The 21,242-nt window shown below is 57.2% G+C and carries 8 protein-coding genes and 1 pseudogene; 8 read left to right on the top strand and 1 reads right to left on the bottom strand.

Going from position 1 to position 21,242, the window contains the following annotated elements; translation table 11 throughout:
- Positions 1-46 precede the first annotated feature (46 nt).
- Positions 47-787, top strand: coding sequence for a sulfite exporter TauE/SafE family protein (locus K0I31_RS02620; RefSeq protein WP_011864324.1), 741 nt, complete (start codon positions 47-49; stop codon positions 785-787).
- A gap of 61 nt (positions 788-848) precedes the next feature.
- Here the strand turns inward: K0I31_RS02620 and K0I31_RS02615 are convergent, their stop codons facing one another.
- Positions 849-2,045 (bottom strand): conjugal transfer protein TraF, encoded by a 1,197-nt coding sequence (locus K0I31_RS02615; RefSeq protein WP_011864323.1) that lies wholly within the window; start codon positions 2,043-2,045, stop codon positions 849-851.
- Positions 2,046-2,557: 512 nt separating this feature from the next.
- Between K0I31_RS02615 and K0I31_RS02610 the strand changes: the two genes are divergently transcribed.
- The 7 genes and pseudogenes from K0I31_RS02610 to K0I31_RS02580 all read left to right on the top strand — a co-directional run bounded on the left by K0I31_RS02610 (position 2,558) and on the right by K0I31_RS02580 (position 21,218).
- Positions 2,558-2,887: a c-type cytochrome gene (locus K0I31_RS02610; RefSeq protein ID WP_220045201.1), complete on the top strand. Its 330-nt coding sequence runs from the start codon at positions 2,558-2,560 to the stop codon at positions 2,885-2,887.
- A 64-nt stretch (positions 2,888-2,951) separates the two neighbouring features.
- Positions 2,952-4,664, top strand: a pseudogene (locus K0I31_RS02605) (DUF3373 domain-containing protein).
- 44 nt (positions 4,665-4,708) lie between these two features.
- Positions 4,709-6,115, top strand: a complete 1,407-nt coding sequence (locus tag K0I31_RS02600) for a tetrathionate reductase family octaheme c-type cytochrome (RefSeq protein ID WP_220079804.1) — start codon at positions 4,709-4,711, stop codon at positions 6,113-6,115.
- A 250-nt stretch (positions 6,116-6,365) separates the two neighbouring features.
- Positions 6,366-8,045: an ABC transporter transmembrane domain-containing protein gene (locus K0I31_RS02595; protein WP_220079803.1), complete on the top strand. Its 1,680-nt coding sequence runs from the start codon at positions 6,366-6,368 to the stop codon at positions 8,043-8,045.
- Positions 8,042-10,141: a peptidase domain-containing ABC transporter gene (locus K0I31_RS02590; RefSeq protein WP_220079802.1), complete on the top strand. Its 2,100-nt coding sequence runs from the start codon at positions 8,042-8,044 to the stop codon at positions 10,139-10,141. Before K0I31_RS02595 ends, K0I31_RS02590 begins: the two co-directional genes overlap by 4 nt.
- On the top strand, positions 10,134-11,459 hold the full coding sequence (locus tag K0I31_RS02585) for an HlyD family type I secretion periplasmic adaptor subunit (RefSeq protein ID WP_220079801.1): 1,326 nt from the start codon (positions 10,134-10,136) through the stop codon (positions 11,457-11,459). The genes K0I31_RS02590 and K0I31_RS02585 overlap by 8 nt, the downstream gene beginning before the upstream one ends.
- Before the next feature lie 9 nt (positions 11,460-11,468).
- Entirely contained in the window at positions 11,469-21,218 is a 9,750-nt protein-coding gene (locus tag K0I31_RS02580; RefSeq protein WP_220079800.1) for a VCBS domain-containing protein, read from the top strand.
- Positions 21,219-21,242: the final 24 nt, after the last annotated feature.

The following is a 21,242-nucleotide window of genomic DNA, read 5'->3' as shown; positions in this document are numbered from 1 at the left end:
TAGGCGGTCCCTCTTTTAGTTTTCAACCTTAGCCTGGAACATTGCAGTGCCTGCACTTCCGCTCGATCCCCATATTCTGGCGCTAGCCTCGCTTATCGTCTTCGTCGGCGCCCTCACCCAGAGCCTGATCGGTTTCGGCATGGCAGTCGTCGCCGCGCCTCTGCTCTACCTTATCGAACCGTCTCTGGTGCCTGCGCCGGTGATCCTGATGGGCTTCTCTATCGCCCTGCTGACCCTGATCCGCGAGCGTGGCGCCCTGGAATTCAACGGCCTGCAATATGCCTTGCTGGGACGCATCCCCGGCGGACTGATCGGCGCCGGCCTGCTCATGGTCGCCCCCCAGGACGTGCTCGGCATGACTATCGCCATCATCGTGGCCATCGCCGTACTGCTGAGCCTGATGCGGCTCAACTTAGTGGTCAACCGCCGCAGCCTGTTTATCGCCGGGGTGATCTCGGGGATCTTCGGCAACATCGCCGCTATCGGCGGACCACCGCTGGCCATACTGCTCTCGGGTAAAGATGCCAAGCAGTTTCGCGCGGCCCTGTCGGCCTTCTTCATCTTCAGCTCCACCATCGCCATAGTGATCCTGGGGCTTACGGGTCTACTGACCCTGCATCACTTCTACTGCTCGGCGCTGCTGCTCCCCTCTGTGCTGCTGGGTTACCTGATGGCCAATCGCCTGGTGGGACGCATAGACAAGAATAAGACCCGCATCATGACGCTGGTGCTCTGTAGCCTGAGCGCCATCTTGCTGGCCGCCAAGTCCTTAAGTGCCCTGCTCTAACACCTAGGCTCAAAAGAAGGCCGGCATCATAGCCGGCCTTCTTGTTTCTAAAAAACCTATCCTAGAAATGATAGGAGGTCTGAATCACCCCGCCCACGGCGTCATCTGTGCCCACCAGACCGGTGAGATCCAGATTAAAGGAGCGGCCTATGGTAAAGCCCGTGCCCAGGGTATAGAGATTACTGCTGGTATCTTTCATGTCGTGGCGATAGCCGACACGCAGGGCCAGCCAATCGGTCGCCCTCATCTCGCCGCCCAGGCGCCAATACTGGGTCTCGCCTATCTCATCGAATCGCTTATGACCATTAAGATCCACATCTGTCGTCAGGCTGAAGTTATCCCAATCATAGGCCACACCTAAGGTATAGAGGGCCTCGACACGGTAGGTAAACTTGCGTCCCATCGCCTCGACGGTGTCCAGTTTCTGGCTCACCAGGTTACGTCCCGACAGGCCTATGGTCATGCGTTCGAGTGGCTGAATGGCCACGCCAATATCCAGGTTTGCCACGGTATCATCGTTGCGGTACTTGTTGTCGTCGAAATCATCGGCGTCAAAGTTGTTGGCGCTGACCACATAGTTATAGGTGTCGATGCGCTGCAGCTTGGGCGAGATACCGACGGCGACCGGCATGTTGACGATCGACAGCGGGAAGCTGAGGGCCACACCAAGATCAGAGATGGCACCGGCGACCACGGCCCCCTGCGAATCCAGATCGGTGACGGCAGGCGGATTGTTAGGATCGAGATTAGTCAGGGCGTCTATGTCGCTGTCCTCGATCACCGCCACGCTCACCGCATCGATATAGGTCTTGTAAAAGATCGACATAGGCATGCGCTTGGTCGGTAAAACCACGGAGAAACCTAGCCCCACGCTGCCATAGGCATTCTCACCATCAAGGGACTTGAGATCGGCGACCAGCATGTCGCGGTAATTGGTGATCCCAGTGACGTCGCTGGCATTGATGGCCGCCTCCAGACCGTCATAGGAGGCCTGCAGGGCGTCGAATTTGTCGGTCAGATTATCGATATTGGCAGCCTCGGCACCCAGCACGGGCAACATCACGGCGCCGCCGGAATACTTGGGGGCATGAATGGCTAACAGAGCGGGGTTGATAAAGGCGGCACCTTCGCGGTTAGAGGCCGCGACCCCGGTTCCGCCCATGGCATCACTACGGGCCTCGTTGTAGAGGGAGGCGGCAGATGCCAGTGAGGCACTACCAGACAATAACACTGCGATGACCAAGCTAAGGTATTTCATCTCATTCACCCCGTTCATTATTTTTGTTCTCGCTCGAGAATCTACCCGAGTCGTCTTTAAAGATAGACTAAGACGGCTAAAAAGTGCTCTCAAAACAGCTCGATCAGACACTTTTTTTTAAATCATTTTGCCGCCCCTTCCCATTGCCAGAGAAACCTGCCGATTCGGTTCGCCACCCAGCCCGTTAAAACAGGCCCGTTTGCAATACAAAAACAAGCAAAAATACCTATTTAGAGAGAGCTGAAATAATAAAGTGTGATCTAACTAGGTGGTTTCTCCCCGAGAGCAAGATCACAAGACAGCAAAACCTTAAGAACAAAAACCATTAAATTTCATTGCATTATCAAATATTCATTAGATTTTTATCCATGATATTTTTATCAATTAGATTTTTTTCATGAAGGTGATCAACATCAAATTTACAACTAACCCCTTTTGGTAAATTTTCCAACAAGAAACAAGCATTTTGTTTCAGGTTAATAAATCGCTCAGAGTAGCGATTAAGGAAAATGATGATGAAAAACGTTGCCAAAATAGCTACATGCTTACTCCTCGCCTTCACCGTAGGCGGACAAGTCTACGCCGTCGACGGTGGTAACCCTAAGAAAGGGAAACACCTTTATAAAAAAGAGTGCAAAGCCTGCCACAGCAAGGGCGATGCCGCCGGTGAACTCACGCCCATGAGCAAGACCATGAGCCAGTGGGATCGCTTCTTCAAGCGCGACATGCACAGCGCCCAACCAGACGTATTTAAAAAGCTCTCCGACAAAGAACGCCTGGATATCCAGCAGTTCTTATACGACCACGCGGCCGACTCAGATCAGCCACAGACTTGCGGTTAACCACAGCTTTCGTAATCGAAGCGCTCATTCACCGCTCCCGATGAGCGCCTAAGGAGAGATTCACATGCGTACTCTACTGTCTATATTGATCGCTAACGCCCTGGCTATGTCAGGCTCAGTCTATGCCGCCGATAGCGATGCGCAAAAAATAGCCGAACTTAAACAATAACTTGCCGATCTCACCGAAGAGATCGATCAGATCAACAGCCGCGTCGATAAGAACGAGCGCCACACAGCTCTCGACCGATTAGAGATCACCGGCGATTTCCGTACCAAGGCCCATTCATTGCACTACCAAAATGTCACCTGGAACCCTGCAATCAAGGTGGACTTCAATGATTTTGGGGCTAAAGCCATGTCTGGTGCCTTTGGTATGCCTAACGATCCCAACTCCCCCCTGGGACAGATGATGGCTGCCAACCCGGATCTTGCCGCCGCCTTCCAGAGCGGCATGCTACAAGGTGTGATGCCTTACGTGCTGGCTCCTAAGACCACCCAAGACATCAACAACGACATCTTCTACACCACGCGTCTGCGACTCAACCTCAAGGCCAAGGTATGGGATAACGTCAGCTTCGCCGGCCGTCTCAGCATGTACAAAAACTGGGGTGACTCCACAGGTGTTCAGGTGTTCGACTCATGGCGCTCCTTCACCATGGACGGCACCAACAGTGGTAACACCAGCGGCGACTGGCTCAGGGTCGAACGCGCCTACTTCGACTGGAAGAACATAGGTGGCAGCAACACCTACCTCTCTATCGGTCGTCGTCCATCTACCTATGGCCCACCAACCCAATATCGTGAAAACGAGAAACGCGGCGGTACGCCATCGGGTCACCTGGTTAACTTCAACTTCGACGGCGCCACCCTAGGTTACAAGTTGGGTGAGCTCACCGGCATCGAAGGTCAGGTGGTGCGTTTCTGTTATGGCCAGGGCTTCGAGTCACAGTGGGGCAATGGTGAGATGTTTGGCGATATCGTCACCAAAGACACCCACCTGGGCGGCTTTAACATAGATGCCATCAACGACGGTAACCACTTCCTGCAGTTCACTCTTTTTGGCGCCAAAGATATCAACGATGGCTTCAAGGGCACCATGGCCTTCCCAACACAGCTAGCCGGCATCTTCGCACCGACCATGTACCAGGACATGCAGAAGTTCAGCAACTTCAACTTCCAGACCCGAGTACAGCCTAGCGGCGTGATCGGCGACATGTACCTGGGCGGCATAGGTTACGCCTACGAGAGCGATGAAGACTTCAAAGCCTTCGCCTCTTTCGGTTGGACCCGCGCCGAAGGCAACGGTAATGCCGGAATGTTTGGTGGCATGCTCAGCGACGCGGTATTTGAAGCACAGCTCAATGCCGACGGCAGCGAGATCATCATGATGCCAAGCGTCGCCGATGAGAACGACACCAAAGATGGTTACGGTATCTATGTAGGTATTCAGATCCCGGCGCCATACGGAAAATTCGGTCTCGAGTATAACTATGGCTCCAAGTACTGGACCCCATTTACTCAGGCACAAGACGATCCTATCGGCAGCAAGCTGGCTACCCGTGGTCATGTGGCCGAGGCCTACTATATGTTTGATATCAACCCAAGAATGTTCATCAAACTCGCCGGCCTTTACTACGACTACGAATACACCGGCAGCGGCACCCCTGTGGGCGCACCGCAGAAGGTGGATGACGTGATCGCTGGCTCTGCCTTCTCTATGTTGCCAGTAGTCGATACCGCCTATGACATCAACGCCTCACTCGTCGTCAACTTCTAACTAAGCTATCTCCCCCGGCTTAGGCCGGGGGTAGGGAACAGACAATGAAACACACACATTCTCTCACGGCGATGTTTGCTGCAGGGATCTTCGGCTTGGCCAGCCTCAATGCCATCGCCGAAAACCCGCATAAGGAAGCCATTCAGGGACCCTTTACCCAGGGCTCTCAGGTGACCGAGCAGTGCATCGAATGCCATGAAGATCACGCCAAAGACTTTATGAAGTCGTCTCACTGGACCTGGGAACTGGAGCAGAAGCTGCCCGGACGCACAGTTAAACGGGGGAAGAAGAACGCCATCAACAACTTCTGTACCTCGATTGCCGGCAACGAACCCAGATGTACCAGCTGTCACGCCGGCTATGGCTGGAAAGACAACAACTTCGACTTTAGCGACATGACTAAGGTCGACTGCCTGGTATGTCACGACACCACAGGTACCTATGTTAAAGACCCTGCCGGAGCCGGTGAGGCCTTGGCTAAGGTCAACCTGGAACGTGTGGCGCAAAATGTCGGCATGCCGGTACGTGACAACTGTGGTTCTTGCCACTTCTACGGTGGCGGCGGCGACGCGGTGAAGCATGGGGATCTAGACTCCTCCATGGCCTATCCCGACAAGGCTACCGACGTGCACATGGACAGCGATGGCAATGACTTCCAGTGCCAAACCTGTCACACCACACAGCAACACCAGATCACAGGTAATGCCATGGGCGTATCGCCAGGCGGTGAGAACGATATCGGCTGTGAAAACTGCCACGATAGCGCGCCACACGCCAACAAGCGCCTCAACACCCATACGGCCAGTGTCGCCTGTCAGACCTGTCACATTCCTTTCTTCGCCCGTAACGAACCCACCAAGATGAGCTGGGACTGGTCTACCGCTGGTAGCGATCAAGAGGAAACCGTAGACGAGTATGGCAAGCACACCTTCATGAAGAAGAAAGGCAGCTTCGTCTGGGGCAAGATGGTCAAGCCTGAATACGCCTGGTACAACGGCAAGGCCGATGCCTACATGGTGGGTGACAAGATGGATCCATCCAAGGTCACTAAGTTGACTGCACCACTGGGTGATATCACAGACAAGACCGCCAAGATCTACCCATTCAAGGTGCATCGCGGCAAGCAGATCTACGACAAGAAGCAGAACATTTTCGTTACCGCCAAAGTCTATGGCAAGGGCGGTTACTGGAAAGAGTTCGACTGGGATAAGGCCGCCAAGCTCGGCATGGAGGCTAACCAGGCACTGGCCCAGCAAGGCATCAAGTACAGTGGTGAGCATGGCTTTGCCGAAACCGAGATGTGGTGGCGTATTAACCACATGGTTTCGCCAAAAGATCAGGCGCTCAAGTGTAACGACTGCCACAACAAGGGCACACGTTTAGATTGGCAAGCCTTAGGTTACGAAGGCGACCCAATGAAGAACAAGAAAGGCGCTAAACACGCCAAGTAAATTGTAATCCCCTTTCGTCATCTCCCTGCAGCAAAGAGGTCTGGTCTACCAGGCCTCTTTTTTTTGCCCATCGACCCCCCCTTTTAGTCAACCAATCCGCTCGAAAGGATGACGAGACAAGCTTTGCAGCTAAATCAAAAGTATAGAAATTTGTCTTATATCTAACCCTTGTCTTAGCTGCTAGCTTTAGTCCTAGCAACATTGAACTACACTCTTGTTTAATCACCAATTATTCCAAGGGACGGCATAGATGGTTAAAACCTTTCGTTTGCTCGCACAGAATCAGTCGTTCAACGAACTGCTCCTCACCTCTGTGTTTATCAATCTGCTTTCACTCGCCCTGCCTTTTACTATGTTACAGATCTACGATCGTATCTTGCCCAACGAGGCACACGGGACGGCAACGGTACTCGTGATTGGAGTCGCTATCGCCATCCTGCTGGAACTGATCCTCAGGTACGCCCGTAGCTGGCTGCTCGGCGCCTCGGCGGCCAACTATGAGCTGCATACCATCACCCAGGTGGTGAAGCGTCTGCTCAATGCCGATTACCACCAAATAGAGAATCTCGGCGCGGGCAAGATCTCCCACGGCATCCACAGCATAGCGGCCATGCGCGACATCTACTCCGGCCAGGCGGCCGTGGCGCTGATGGATTTCCCCTTCGTGATCATCTTCCTCGCCCTGGTAGCCTACATAGGCGGGCCGCTGGTGTTTATCCCCTTAGTCGTCTGGCTGATCGCCGGCGTGAGGGTGTGGCAGCTGGGGCAGAAGCTCTCTCTCGCCACCAAGGAGCTGAGCCTGAGCCAGGATGAGCGCACCCGCCTCTTGATGCTGGTGCTCTCAGGCCTCACTACCACCAAGGCGATGGCCCTCGAGTCCCGCATGACCTACGCCTATAAAAAGATCAATCATCAGCGCCTCGCTCAGCAGGAGGAGGTCGACTGGCTTTCGGCGAAACTACAGGAGCTGATACAGGGCACCGCCCAGGCCACCACCTTGTGCCTGGTGATGATAGGCTGTTTCGAGGTGCTCAACGGTAACCTGACCACAGGTGGCTTGGCGGCCTGCTCCATCCTAGCCGGTCGCGCCGTCGCCCCCTTAAGCGCCATCGGCAGCCTTAGGGCCAAATACGTCAGTGCCAAGGAGGCGATGGATCAGGTCAATACCTTGATTGCAACGCCTCAGGAGACCTTTAACGGCCAGACCCGCTATCAACAGCAACTGCCCCTCGGCCCCATTAGCTTCGAGAGCGTCAGCGCCGAGAAGACCAGCGCCCGGCTCGACAACATCAGCCTGACCATCCCTGCGGGCAGCATAGTTACCGTTACCTCCAACCCCATGACCCATGCCAGCCTCCTGCTGAGTACCATTGGCGCCTATCACCAGGTGGATAGCGGGCAGATCGCCATCGCTGGCGTGCCGCAGCAGGATCACGACGGTTTCGAGTACCGTCAATCCATCTGCTATGTCCCCCCCTGGGCCAGCCTCTTCAGCGGCTCCATCTTGGAGAACATGACGCTGTTTCGCCGCGAGCGTGAGGCCAGCGCCATGCTGATCGCAGACCAACTCGGCCTATCGGCCACCCTGGCGCAGCTGCCAGCCGGTTATCAGACCCAGGTGGGCAGCAATGAGAATCAGGTGCTCAACAAGGGTGCAATCAAGCTGATCGCCCTGGTGCGGGCCCTGGCGCAGTCCCCCTCTATCCTATTGCTGGATGAGCCCATGGTCTCACTGGATGCCGACTCCCAGGCTCGCCTGCTACAGGTGTTAATGGAACGGCGCGGGCAGATGACGGTTGTCATCGCCTCCTATTTCGATGAGGTCGCGGCGCTGAGCGACATGCAGATCGCACTCGGCGAGCATGGTGAGCTGGCTGGTCAAGCTAAAGGCCAAGGTCAAGGCCAAGGTCAAGGAGGAGCGCGCCCATGAGTCAGCACCTGGATCCGATACATCTGCCCAAGTCGCTGCTGATCGCCCTGTTCCATCAGCTGGGCCTTAGCGTGCAGGCCAGCAACATCGACAAGAGCGATCTCCACGACAGGCTCACCCATCTCGAAGCCTATATTCTGCTGAAGAAGCATCATGTCGGTATCAAGGTGCAGGCACTGGATGCTAACCTCCTGGTCCACAGCGTCTACCCCTTCATCTTGCTGCCTCAGGATGGCGAGCCTATGGTGGCGCGGCGCAGCAACCACAGTTTTCAATACTTAAGCCAAGATAATCAATGGCTCACCCTCGACAAGCTGCCGGGCGCCGGCCACGTGTTTCTGGTGGAGAGCCTGCCGGCCCAGAGCCGAAGCAGCAGCGTGTTCGCCTCCCATCTCGCCAAGCTCAGGCCCTGGTATCGCCCCATCTTCTGGCTGAGTCTGCTATCCAGCCTGAGTGGCCTCGCCATTCCCCTCTTTACCATGGCGGTGTACGACAGGGTCATCGGCGGCCAGGCGCCTCAGATCCTGCCCAGCATAGCCCTGGGTGCGGCCCTTGCCTTGGGAATTTTTGTCGCCAGTCGACTGCTTAGGGCACAGGCGCTGGCCAATGTTAGCAATCGCTTCGCAAGGGATCTTTCCGGCATCACCTTCAACCGCCTGCTGAGCATGCCCCTTAGCCTGCTCTCACGCGTCGGCCTCTCCAGCCATATCGCCAGGATGCGCAACGCCGAGAAGGTACGCAGCCTGGTGGCCGGTCCTGGCGGCGCCGGTCTCATCGATCTGCCCTTTACCCTCATAGCTCTGGTCGCCATCACCCTGTTGAGTGGTGTTTTGGTGTTGGTGCCGCTGGCCATGTTGCTGCTCTTCTATCTGGTGATGAAGGCGCTGGACAAGTATACCCAGGCCGCGGCGCCCACCATCAGCGGCGAATATCAGAACAGCCTCAACGAGCTCTCGACTCATCTGCTACCACTTAAGAGCGCCGGCGAGAGTGGCGCCTGGTACGAGCAATTTATGCGCCGCGCCCGGGAACATTGCCGGCAGAACTTTCTCTACAGCAAACGTGCGGGACTCAACGCGGCGGTGGCCCATGCCATGGGGCTGTTTACCGCCCTAGCCACAGTGTTTACCGGCATCTTCCTGGTGCTCAACCAGAGCATCACCCCGGGGGCGCTGATCGCCTGCGTCATGTTGATCTGGCGGATCACAGGCCCGGCGCAGCTGGCCTTCGCCTCGCGGCAGAAGTTTACCCTGCTCAAGGGCGCCGTCGATCAGTTCGACCGTTTCATGGGCGTGACCACAGAGTTCAATGAGCTCAGGCTCGACTCGCCAAATCTCAACCAGACACCGGTGCTCTCCTTTAAGCATGTAACCCTGAGATACAGCGCCGACAGCGAGCCCGCCCTCTCCGGGGTCACCCTCGACATCGAAGCCGGCGAGACGGTGGCCATCATAGGCCCCAACGGCAGCGGCAAGACCTCGCTGCTGCTCACCGCCATCGGAGTTATCGAGCCCCAGGCGGGCTTCGTCACAGTCAATGGCAAAAATCTGAAACAGTTCGACCCTGAGATCTTCCGTCAGTGGGCCGCCTACAGCCCCACCAACAGCGAGATCTTACCCGGCACCCTGGCGGACAACCTGCGCCTGGCCAAGCCAGAGGCCAGTGACGAAGAGCTTAAGCAGGCCCTCAAAGATGCCGGCGGCGCATCGCTGCTGCAGGCGCTAAAACAAGACATAGATGCCAACCTCTTCTCCCGCGGCACCAGCATGTTCTCGGCAGTGGAAAGCAGCTATATCAGCCTGGCAAGGGCCCTGTTGAAAGGCTCCCCCCTGCTGGTGATGGATGAGCCGATAGCCAATCGCAATCCCTTTGCCAGACAGGCCTTTATCCAGACCCTCAGGCACCTCAAGGGCAAGACCACCATACTATTCACCACTCACGATCAGGCACTGATTCAACAGGCCGACAAGGTGGTGATCCTCGACAAGGGCACAGTGGTCTACGCAGGGCCTCTGCCTAACCAAGACGGTGTGACGACACAAGGTGCAACCAACCAGGACTCAACCCCCAGCATGGAGGCCTCACAAAATGAATGACAGCCAACTCACTCAGCGTTCATGGCCTGAACACGAATTTACCGAGGCCGTCGAGGCGCCCGCCGAGAAGCGCGCCATTCGCCGCATCACCTTCTTTATCGCCACGGCCGTCTTCATTCTGCTGATCTGGTCTATCTTCACCAACATTGAGGAGATCGCCAAGGCCAAGGGCCAGGTGGTGCCTCTGGGGCACAGGCAAGTGATCCAGAGCCAGACCGGCGGCACCCTGGCATCGATCGCCGTCGCCGAGGGAGATCTGGTCCAGAAGGGCGACCTTATCGCTAACTTTGTCGCCACCGACAGCCAGGCGCTGAAGGAGGAGCTACAAAGCAAGCAGGCCAACCTGGAGCTGAAAATAGAGAGATACACCGCCTTCCTCGAGGAGCGCGAGCCCGACTTCAACGCCTATCAGCTCGGCTTCCCCGCCCTGGTGGCTCAACACATCAACGCCCTGGCACGTATGAATCAGGAGAAGCAGGCGATCATCGCCCTGTCCGAATCTGACGTGGCAAAGTCTGAGGCTGAGCTGGCCAGTGTCGAGCAGGAGATCACCCCGCTCAAGGATCAGATCCGCTCGGTAGAACAGACCCTCAAGATGATGAACTCGGTCAAGGAACAACAGGCAGTTTCTAAGCTTAGAATGCTGGAGTCACAACAGAAGCTCGACGCCTATATCCGTGAGCTCAAGGTGCTGGAGGGGCGTCGCAGCGTGCTGCAACGCAACATAGACAATCAAGAGAAACAACTGGCCCAGAAGCAGGCGAGCCTCTTCAACGAGGTGGGTGAGAAACGCACCGACGCCCAGGCCGAACTGCTGGGCATAGTTGCCCGGCTCAAATCCTCTGACTCCCTGGTGCAGCAGAACCGGGTCACCTCACCTGTAGATGGCATCATTCAATCTATCCCCAACAACTCGGCGGATAGCGTGATCCAGCCGGGCGGTACCGTGGCGGTGATCGTCCCAACCACACCCACTGCGCTGCTGGAAGCCAAGCTGTCCCCAAGAGACATAGGCTTCGTCACCGTCGGACAGAAGGCCCGCATCAAGATAGATGCCTTCGACTACAGCCGCTACGGCGCCATCGATGGGCTAGTGAAGAAGATCTCCCCCAGCACGGACGCCGACGAGAAGGGTGGCGTCTTCTACAAGGTACAGATCGCCATCGACAAGCCCTACTTCGGCGACCAACCCGACAAGCTGGCGTTGATCCCCGGCATGACGGGAGAAGCCGACATAGTGACAGGCGACAAGACCGTCTTCCAGTACCTGTGGAAGCCGGTATTTACCAATGTGACCGAAGCCTTTGGTGAACGTTAGGAGAACGCCATGAGCCAAGATAAGCGCCCCAACACGCCGCCTCAGGACGAATCTAGTCAGGCTAGGAATCAGGCTAAGCCGCAAACCAATTCGCAGCCGGCGAGCGAGCCGGAGCCGTTAACAGAGGCTCAGCGACGTGAGCGCGAGGCGAAACGTCTCGCCAGGGCGCAGGACAACGCGGTCGAACAGCTCAAGGCCGAAGAGTATCGCGATGGCAAGACGACGAGCCGCTTCAATCAAGATCTGGTGGCAGATAAGCCTTGGCACACGGCCGCCAGCGCAGGCGCAGAGCCACAAACAGAGCTAGAGCAACTAGACGCAGATCTGGCAAATAGTGCAGATCAGGGCCCAATGGCTCAGGGAGAGCAAGCACCAAGCTCAACAGAATTAGACGATAAGATGGCGTCAGCGGCGCAGTCACAGCAAAGCCAGTCTCATCAAAGTCAGTCCCAAGAGGTTCAGCCACAAGAAGCCCAGCCACAGGAAGCTCAAGCGCCAGAAGCACAAGCAAATGCGGCGCAGCCGCATAATAAGCTGGCCCACCGCGCAGCGCAGACAACGGGAATAGAGGAGTTTAGCGGCTTCGAAAAAGGCACAGCCCAGACCCCAAACCTGACGCCTCTTGCTCACGCCCTCACCTCAGGCGGCACGCCACCCGCCTTTCAGGTGACCCTGACGAGCAGCGAGACACAAGCTCATAAGCCACCACAACCGAGCACAGGCTCGACACAGCAGCCTGGCACTCAGCAAACAGGCACTCAGCACCCAACAACTGACCGCCCCACTACCGACCCTCAGGTCTCGCTGACAGGAACGAGTACTGGCACTGGCACTGGCACTGGCACTGGCACTGGCACTGGCACTGGCACTGGCACTGGCACTGGCACTGGCACTGGCACTGGCACTGGCACTGGCACTGGCACTGGCACTGGCACTGGCACTGGCACTGGCACTGGCACTGGCACTGGCACTGGCACTGGCACTGGCACTGGCACTGGCACTGGCACTGGCACTGGCACTGGCACTGGCACTGGCACTGGCACGCATGAAAATCCGTTACATATTGATAGTCAACAAGATTTTCAAACGATTAAAGAAAATAGTGTTATCGATACGGTATCGGGCAAACTCGCGGCCAGCGGCGACACCAAGGATACCGTCACCTGGACGGTAGAGACCAGCAAGGGGCAATATGGCGATCTTGTGCTCAATCCCAGCACAGGTGAGTGGCACTATCATCTCAACAACTTCGATGCCAAGACCAATGCCCTGTTCGAAGGCGAGCACCACAATGAAACCTTTACCATTACGGCCACTGACAATTTGGGCAACAGAGTCAGCAGCATCATATGCGTCGCCGTCGAGGGAAGCAACGATCTGCCGGTGATCTCCGGTGTTCATCACGCCAGCCTCAACGAGCTGGGCTCGGTTGATAAGGTGTCGGGGCAATTGATCGCCACAGATCCTGACACAGGAGACGCCGTCCATTGGGCCGTCCCCCACTCATCCGGCGTCTATGGCGAGCTAGTGATCGACCCAGATACAGGTGTCTGGCAGTATCGGATCGATAATAGCTCCCCCAACACCCTCTCCCTACACGCAGGCCAGGTGGCCACGGAAACCTTCAGAGTCACAGCAACCGACAGCTCGGGACAACCCGTCAGCCAGATAGTAACAATAGAAGTTCACGGCGCAGATCAGCGAGCCATCATCCATGGCATGGCCAGCGGCTCGGTGACAGAAGACAGAGACCTGGTCGCCGGACAGCTACAGACATCGGGGCAACTGACGGTTATCGATCCCGATGGCGGCGATAATCACTTCATTGCTACCACACACCAAGGGCAATTCGGCACACTCACCATCAATGATTTGGGGCACTGGACCTACACTGCCGACAACTCCCAGTCCGCGATACAAGGACTCAAATCCGGCGAGTCGCTCACCGAGACTCTGTTTGTACACTCGGTCGATGGCACAGCGCAGAAGGTCACGGTCACCATCAATGGTACAGACGACAGGGCGGTGATTGGCGCCGCCACGGGAACCGTGACCGAAGACAGAGACCTCTATCAGGGACAACTGAGAGTGGACGGGACGCTGACGGTCACAGATGCCGACCACGGCGAGGCGCAATTTGTTGCCACTAGCCTGCAAGGCCAATACGGCACCCTCAGCATCAATGAATTGGGCCACTGGACCTACACAGCAGACAACTCCCAGGCCACGATACAAGGGCTGAAATCCGGCGAGTCACTCACCGAGACTCTGTTTGTACACTCGGTCGATGGCACAGAGCAGAAGGTGACCGTCACCATCAATGGCACAGACGATAAAGCTGTGATTGGCGGCACCACAACGGGAGCCGTGACCGAGGACAGAGACCTCTACCAAGGCCTGCTGAGGGTCGATGGCGCGCTAACGGTCACCGATGCCGATCATGGCGAGGCGCGATTTGTCGCCACCAGCCTGCAGGGCCAGTACGGCACACTGACCATCAACGATCTCGGCCACTGGACCTACACCGCCGACAACACCCAGGCCGCCATTCAGGGACTCAAGTCCGGCGAGTCACTCACCGAGACTCTGTTTGTTCACTCAATTGATGGCACAGCGCAGAAGGTGACCGTCACCATCAATGGCACTGACGATAAAGCTGTGATTGGCGGCGCGGCCACGGGAGCCGTAACCGAAGATAGAGACCTCTATCAGGGCCTACTGAGAGTGGACGGTGCACTGACGGTGACCGATGCCGACAGCGGCCAAAACCAGTTCATCGCCACCAGCCTGCAAGGCCAATACGGCACCCTCACCATCAACGATCTCGGCCACTGGACTTACACAGCCGACAACGCTCAAACCGCCATTCAGGGGCTCAAATCCGGCGAATCGCTCACCGAAACCTTACAGGCGCACTCGGTCGATGGCACAGCGCAGAAGGTGACCGTCACCATCAATGGCACAGACGACAGGGCTGTGATTGGCGGCGCGGCCACGGGAGCCGTAACCGAAGATAGAGACCTCTATCAGGGACAACTGAGAGTGGACGGGACGCTGACGGTCACAGATGCCGACCACGGCGAGGCGCAATTTGTTGCCACTAGCCTGCAAGGCCAATACGGCACCCTCAGCATCAATGAATTGGGCCACTGGACCTACACAGCAGACAACTCCCAGGCCACGATACAAGGGCTGAAATCCGGCGAGTCACTCACCGAGACTCTGTTTGTACACTCGGTCGATGGCACAGAGCAGAAGGTGACCGTCACCATCAATGGCACAGACGATAAAGCTGTGATTGGCGGCACCACAACGGGAGCCGTGACCGAGGACAGAGACCTCTACCAAGGCCTGCTGAGGGTCGATGGCGCGCTAACGGTCACCGATGCCGATCATGGCGAGGCGCGATTTGTCGCCACCAGCCTGCAGGGCCAGTACGGCACCCTCAGCATCAACGATCTCGGCCACTGGACCTACACCGCCGACAACACCCAGGCCGCCATTCAGGGACTCAAGTCCGGCGAGTCACTCATTGAGACCCTGTTTGTTCACAGCGTTGACGGCAGCGAGCAGAAGGTCACAGTCACCATCAATGGCACGGACGACAAGGCGGTCATTGGTGGCGCTTCAATGGGGGCGGTTACTGAAGACAAAGATCTCTATCAAGGCCAACTAAGGGTCGATGGTGCGCTCACGGTCGCCGATGCAGATCATGGCGAGGCGCAATTCGCCGCCACCAGCTTGCAGGGCCAATACGGCACCCTGACCATCAACGATCTCGGCCACTGGACCTACACAGCCGACAACTCACAGGCTGCCATTCAAGGGCTCAAGTCCGGCGAGTCGCTCACCGAGACTCTGTTTGTTCATAGCATCGACGGCAGCGAACATAAAGTCACAGTCAGCATAAATGGTACTGACGACAGGGCGGTGATTGGCGGCACGTCAACGGGCACAGTGACCGAGGACAGAGACCTCTATCAAGGGCAACTGAGAGTGGACGGTGCGCTCACGGTGACCGATGCCGATCATGGCGAGGCGCAATTTTTCGCCACTAGTTTGCAGGGCCAATACGGCACCCTCAGCATCAACGATCTCGGTCACTGGACCTACAGCACCGATAATTCTCAAACTGCCATTCAGGGGCTCAAATCAGGCGAGTCACTCACCGAAACTCTGCTTGTTCACAGTGTCGATGGCAGCGAGCAGAAAGTCACAGTCACCATCAATGGCACTGATGACAAGGCCGTCATTGGTGGCGCCGCAACGGGAGCCGTGACCGAGGACAGAGACCTCTATCAGGGGCAGTTGAGAGTCGATGGCGCGCTGACGGTCACCGATGCCGACAGCGGCCAAAACCAGTTCATTGCCACCAGCCTGCAGGGCCAATATGGCACTCTGACTATTAACGATCTCGGCCACTGGACCTACACAGCCGACAACTCCCAGCCCGCGATACAAGGGCTCAAATCTGGCAAGTACCTCAGCGAAACCCTGATGGTGCATAGCGTCGATGGCACAGAGCAGACGATCACCATCAAGATCTCAGGACAAGACGACGCCGCCGTCATCACGGGAGAAGACAAGGGCAACCTTAAGGAAGATTATTATCCTGCCGGCGATGCGCACAATACCCTGCACTACACGGGGTCCCTGGACGTTCATGATCCAGATAAGGGGGAGAGCTATTTTCGGGCGACTCACGACGCCCAGGCAATCTCGGATCCCTTCGGTGGCAGCCTGGATATCGAGAAGCATGGAGTGTGGCAGTACGTAGTCTCAAATAACGCCCTCCAACACCTGGGTAAGGGACAGTTTGAGCAGGTCGTCTATCGCGTCTACAGCGCCGATGGCACAAGTAAAGATATCACGATCACCCTAGAGGGCACCAACGATGCCCCCGTGGTTAGCGCCACCCAGATACTTCCAGCCGGCCAGGAAGATACCCAGATGCGGCTCACCCCGGCGCAGCTGCTAGCCCACGCCAGAGATGTCGACGACAACGACGCCGGCCAACTCACGGTCGCCAATCTCCAGGCCGATCATGGAACTATCACCACCAACCCCGACGGCAGCTTCAGCTTCACGCCAGAGAAGGACTACAACGGCGCGGTACACTTTACCTATGACGTCAAAGACGCACACGGTGGTATAACCCACGCACAGGCCAGAACTACGCTCGCGGCGGTCAATGACGCGCCGGATGTGTCGCCGTTCGAAGAGCATATAACGGAAGGCGAACCCCAACTACGCGCGATAGATCTGCTTCAAGGAGCCACCGACAAGGAAGGCGATAGCTTATCCATCAGCCACCTCAGCATCAGCGTCGATGGCCAGCCAGCCTCGAGCCAACTCCCGGCGGGCGTAACACTGGCACCGGATGGCCACAGCCTGGTGGTCGATGCCACAGATCCTGCCTTCGAGCACCTTGCCAAGGGGCAAAACCAGGCGATCACCCTCTCCTATCGGGTCGAAGATGGCCACGGCGGCAGCACTGAGCAGACGGCCAAACTGATCATACAAGGCACAGATGATAAGGCATCCCTGGTTTCTAACGTGATCCAGATGACGGAGACACAAGCGATCGATAGCCAGAAGGTCACCTACCGGGGGCAGCTACAGCTGTTCGACCCCGACAGCGGTGATCAGACCCATTTTGCATTCAGTGGTACCTACCTCGGCCAAGGCTATGCTCCCGGGGACCTCACCGTATGGCCCGATGGTCACTATGAATTCCATTTAGATGGTGCCCACATCCATCACGCCGATGACAAGGTCGCCAGTCTACACAAAGGCGAGTCGATGGAGGTGCCTTACGAGGTGCGCACCAGCGACGGCCAGCGCCTCACCGTCATGGTCAAAATCATCGGCGAAGATAACCAGGCGCGCATCGAAGTCGGTAAGTATTCCACCCTAGAGAACCATCTTTATGAAGATCGTCTTCCCCTGGGTAATGCCACCAATCAACTCCATAGCAGTGGCACTCTAGTGGCTATAGATCCAGACCATGATCAGGCGGGCTTTATCCCACAAAGCATCAACACGCCTGAGGGTGGCCATTTCCAAATCAATGCTTCCGGACGCTGGTCATACACTATCGACAACGCTAATGTGCAGCACTTAGGCTCTAATGAATCATTCAATAAGACCTTTACCGTCACCTCCATCGACAGCAGTGTCAGCCAAACCATCAGCGTGACTGTGCATGGCACCAACGATAAGCCGGTGATCAGCTCTGCCGTCCGTCTCGGCGACGGTCAGGAAGATACCCAGATGCGGCTCACCCCGGCGCAGCTGCTAGCCCACGCCAGAGATGTCGACGACAACGACGCCGGCCAACTCACGGTCGCCAATCTCCAGGCCGATCATGGAACTATCACCACCAACCCCGACGGCAGCTTCACCTTCACCCCTGAGAAGGACTACAACGGCGAGGTACACTTTACCTATGACGTCAAAGATGCCCACGGCGGAGTGACTCACACAGGTGCCAGCACCACACTGGCAGCGGTGAGTGACCAGGCCCAGGTCTCGGGGGATACCCGGGGTGAGCTTGTCGAAGATCAACACCCGGACGCCCACAACCAGATAGCCATCTCGGGCCAGCTCAATGTGCAGGATCCCGACGCGGGACAGGCGGCCTTCCAAGCGGGCACGGCCACACAAGTGGACGATCCCTTCGGCGGTAGCCTGCATATCGGCGCCGACGGCAGCTGGACCTACGACGTCGACAACGCCAAACTACAACAGCTGAGCGAACATCAGGAGGTCTTGGTTACCCACAGAGTCTATACCTTAGACGGCACGGCGCAGGATATCGTCATCAAGATAACTGGCACCAACGATGCTCCCAAGCTAGGCGTGGCGCAGCTCTCAAGCACCACTGGGCATCTCACGGTACAAGACCCCGACAGCCAAGACAGCCACAGCTTCTCGGTTGCCCGGCAAACGGGACAATTTGGCACCCTGGTTGTCGACCCAGACACAGGCGCCTACAGCTACCACCTCAATCAGAGCGTGGCCGGCATGCATTATGACAAGGCCAGCGGTCAGTACCAAGGCACAGACTCCTTCGAGGTGCAGGTCAGTGACAACCATGGCGGCAGCGAGACCAAATTTATCAGCTTCGATGCAAGGGTTAGCCTCACCATGCCAACCGGCACTGGCCTGCAACCCCAATTGCATGCCACAGTCACCAGTCCATCACAGCTGGTGGACACTAAGCCACAGCTGCCACCGACACAGACCATAGGCAACGCCATCACCCTAGTACTGAGTCATGGCAGCGATACCGGAGTCTCCGACAGCGACGGAATCACCCATGACACCCACCCTGTGGTCGAAGGGCAGACGGACATTCCCTTCTCCTTGGTCACCCTCTATGAGCAAGGCAACAAGCTCACCAGTGTGTTAAGTGATGCTCAGGGACACTACAGCGTCGCACTCAGCGGCCTGAGCGAGGGCGCCCATCAGATCAGCGCCAGTGCCCAGGCCCCCGGCAGTCAACAAGCTGTGCAGTCCACACCGCTGGCGCTCACACTCGACACCCAGACCGACATAGCCGTACATAGCGCCTCACTGAATGGTCATGGCGAGTTGGTGGTGCAGGTCTACCTGCCCAAGGATAGCGAGCTGACTCAGCTGGTGATCAGCAGCAGTGGCGGCGGTCAGCCCCTGGTGATCGACCCTCAACATCACGACGCCATAGGTGGCAGCGTGAGTCATCCCGATCATCAGTATATTAATTTCGAGCATATCGACCTCTCATCGCTGCCCGATGGCGAACTCACCATCAGCGCGCGCGGGCAAGATGTAGCGGGCAATCAGGCCTCGGCCAGCAGCAGCCAATTTAACGGCTTACCGCTCAGCCTCAACACCAATATACCGCCCCTCACCCTGGCGCTGACCCATGATACCGGCCAGTCCAGCAGCGATGGCATCACCACAGACGCCAGCCTGACCATAGGTGGCCAGCTTGCCGGCATGTGGGTGGAATATTCGATCGACGGCGGTCAGCATTGGCAGTCGCAATTTAATCCGGTGCAGGGCCACAACCAATTGTGGGTGCGCCAGACCGACGCCTTCGGCCACGCATCGCCCCACACCCAACTCGACTTTGAGCTGGATAATCAGGCGCCGCTCCCCCAGATACGACTCGACGCCATCACGCCAGACAATCTGGTCAATGCCGCCGAGGCAGGCAGAAGCATAGCGGTCACGGGCAGCGTCAACAGCGAGGTGCCCGCCGGTACAGTAATCACCCTGGCCATAGGGCAACAGACCTATCAGGGACAGGTGGACAACCAGGGGAATTTCAGCGTGCAGGTGCCCGGCAGCGAGCTGGCCGGCGCCCATGAGATCAATGCCTCCCTGACCACCACAGATCTTGCCGGTAACCAGGGAAGCGCCACGGAGAGCCATCAATACCGGGTCGATACCCAGGCCAGCATAGACATGAACCCCATCGCCGGCGACAACATGTTACAGGCCGGCGAGCAGCACCAAGCCCTCACCATCAGCGGCACGGTCACTAATGTCGAAGAGGGGCAGAGGGTGACCGTCTCCATAGGTGGGCAGCAATACCATGCCAATGTGCATAACGGTTGCTGGAGCACTCAGCTAAGCGCCGCCGAGGTCGATGCCTTGCCGGGCGGCAGCCTGGAGATCAAGGCCATGGTCAGCGATCTGGCGGGTAACCACGCCCAGATGAGCAGCCCCCTGTATGTGGTCGACCACGCCAACCCGATCCCCAGCATGAGTTTCCTCACGCCGCCTACGCCGACGGGGACTGGCGCCATAGGCTCCCACATCTCGGGCGATCTGATTGCGCCGCCGCTACTGCAACAGCTTACCCCCAACGCTCCCACCAAGGGCGCCTGGGCGATCGATGACGGTCATGGTCACCCCACCCTAAGCCTCAGGGGTCAGTACGGCACACTCACCATAGATCCAGATACCGGCCATGTGGATTATGTCTATAACCAGGCACCAACACCTGGCGATAAGGCTGCCGGCGGCACCCACTGGGCGGGGGAAACCACCTCGGAAACCCATCACGATATCTTTCATATCCTCTATCACGACAGCCACTCCTCCAATGTGGATGTGGAAGTAAATTTGGATATCACCTATGTTCACGGCCACAGTGGTCACAACCAACTATCGACCCAGTTGGTAGATATGACGGTCACCCCTGTCACCACTAGCCCTGCCCCGCCGCCACCGCCGCCTGAGCTGCACGATACTCCCCAATGGGATGACAACCAGGAGGCCAGTGATGACGCCCAGGTCATCGTCATTCAGGCAAGCGAAGGCGAGGCAGAGGACAAGCATGCACAACGCGCGGCGGATCAAGATGAGAAGCCTGTTAATCATCCCCATGAGTTGGCGGCAAGTGGCGCCGAACCCTCTCATACAGAGGCGGACGCCCGCCCACTGGCGGCTGCGGCGCTCGCCCCCGTGGACCACTACCTGCAGATGGTGGGGCTGAGTCAGCAGGATCTGGCGCAAGTCGAGAGTCACACTAAGCCTCAGCCTGATCTGGAGACGCCGCTGATGGCCACAGAGCACTTCGACGCCGACGATCTCACCCTGACCCCGGCAGATCAGTTCGACAACCCGCTGCTGGAGGAGCATGAGAAAGAGAAGCCTCATCCATCGCTTGTGGATATCGACGATCCCAGAGACGATCAGCATGCCAGTGCCCATGACGACGACCTGCTGCACAACGCCTTAAACGATATGCACAACCAGTTTTAAGGCATAAGAAAGGCCCGCTCGCGG

Source organism: Shewanella spartinae (assembly GCF_019457555.1).
Taxonomy (GTDB): domain Bacteria; phylum Pseudomonadota; class Gammaproteobacteria; order Enterobacterales; family Shewanellaceae; genus Shewanella; species Shewanella loihica.
Note: the sequence above shows the minus strand (reverse complement) of the source record. Positions and strands in the feature narration are given on the sequence as shown.

What these genes read in the sequence shown, in the direction of transcription:
- K0I31_RS02615 (WP_011864323.1), bottom strand. Translation starts at nt 2,045, where the DNA reads ATGAAATACCTTAGCTTGGTCATCGCAGTGTTATTGTCTGGTAGTGCC.
- K0I31_RS02590 (WP_220079802.1), top strand. Translation starts at nt 8,042, where the DNA reads ATGAGTCAGCACCTGGATCCGATACATCTGCCCAAGTCGCTGCTGATC.
- K0I31_RS02585 (WP_220079801.1), top strand. Translation starts at nt 10,134, where the DNA reads ATGAATGACAGCCAACTCACTCAGCGTTCATGGCCTGAACACGAATTT.
- K0I31_RS02595 (WP_220079803.1), top strand. Translation starts at nt 6,366, where the DNA reads ATGGTTAAAACCTTTCGTTTGCTCGCACAGAATCAGTCGTTCAACGAA.
- K0I31_RS02580 (WP_220079800.1), top strand. Translation starts at nt 11,469, where the DNA reads ATGAGCCAAGATAAGCGCCCCAACACGCCGCCTCAGGACGAATCTAGT.
- K0I31_RS02610 (WP_220045201.1), top strand. Translation starts at nt 2,558, where the DNA reads ATGATGAAAAACGTTGCCAAAATAGCTACATGCTTACTCCTCGCCTTC.
- K0I31_RS02600 (WP_220079804.1), top strand. Translation starts at nt 4,709, where the DNA reads ATGAAACACACACATTCTCTCACGGCGATGTTTGCTGCAGGGATCTTC.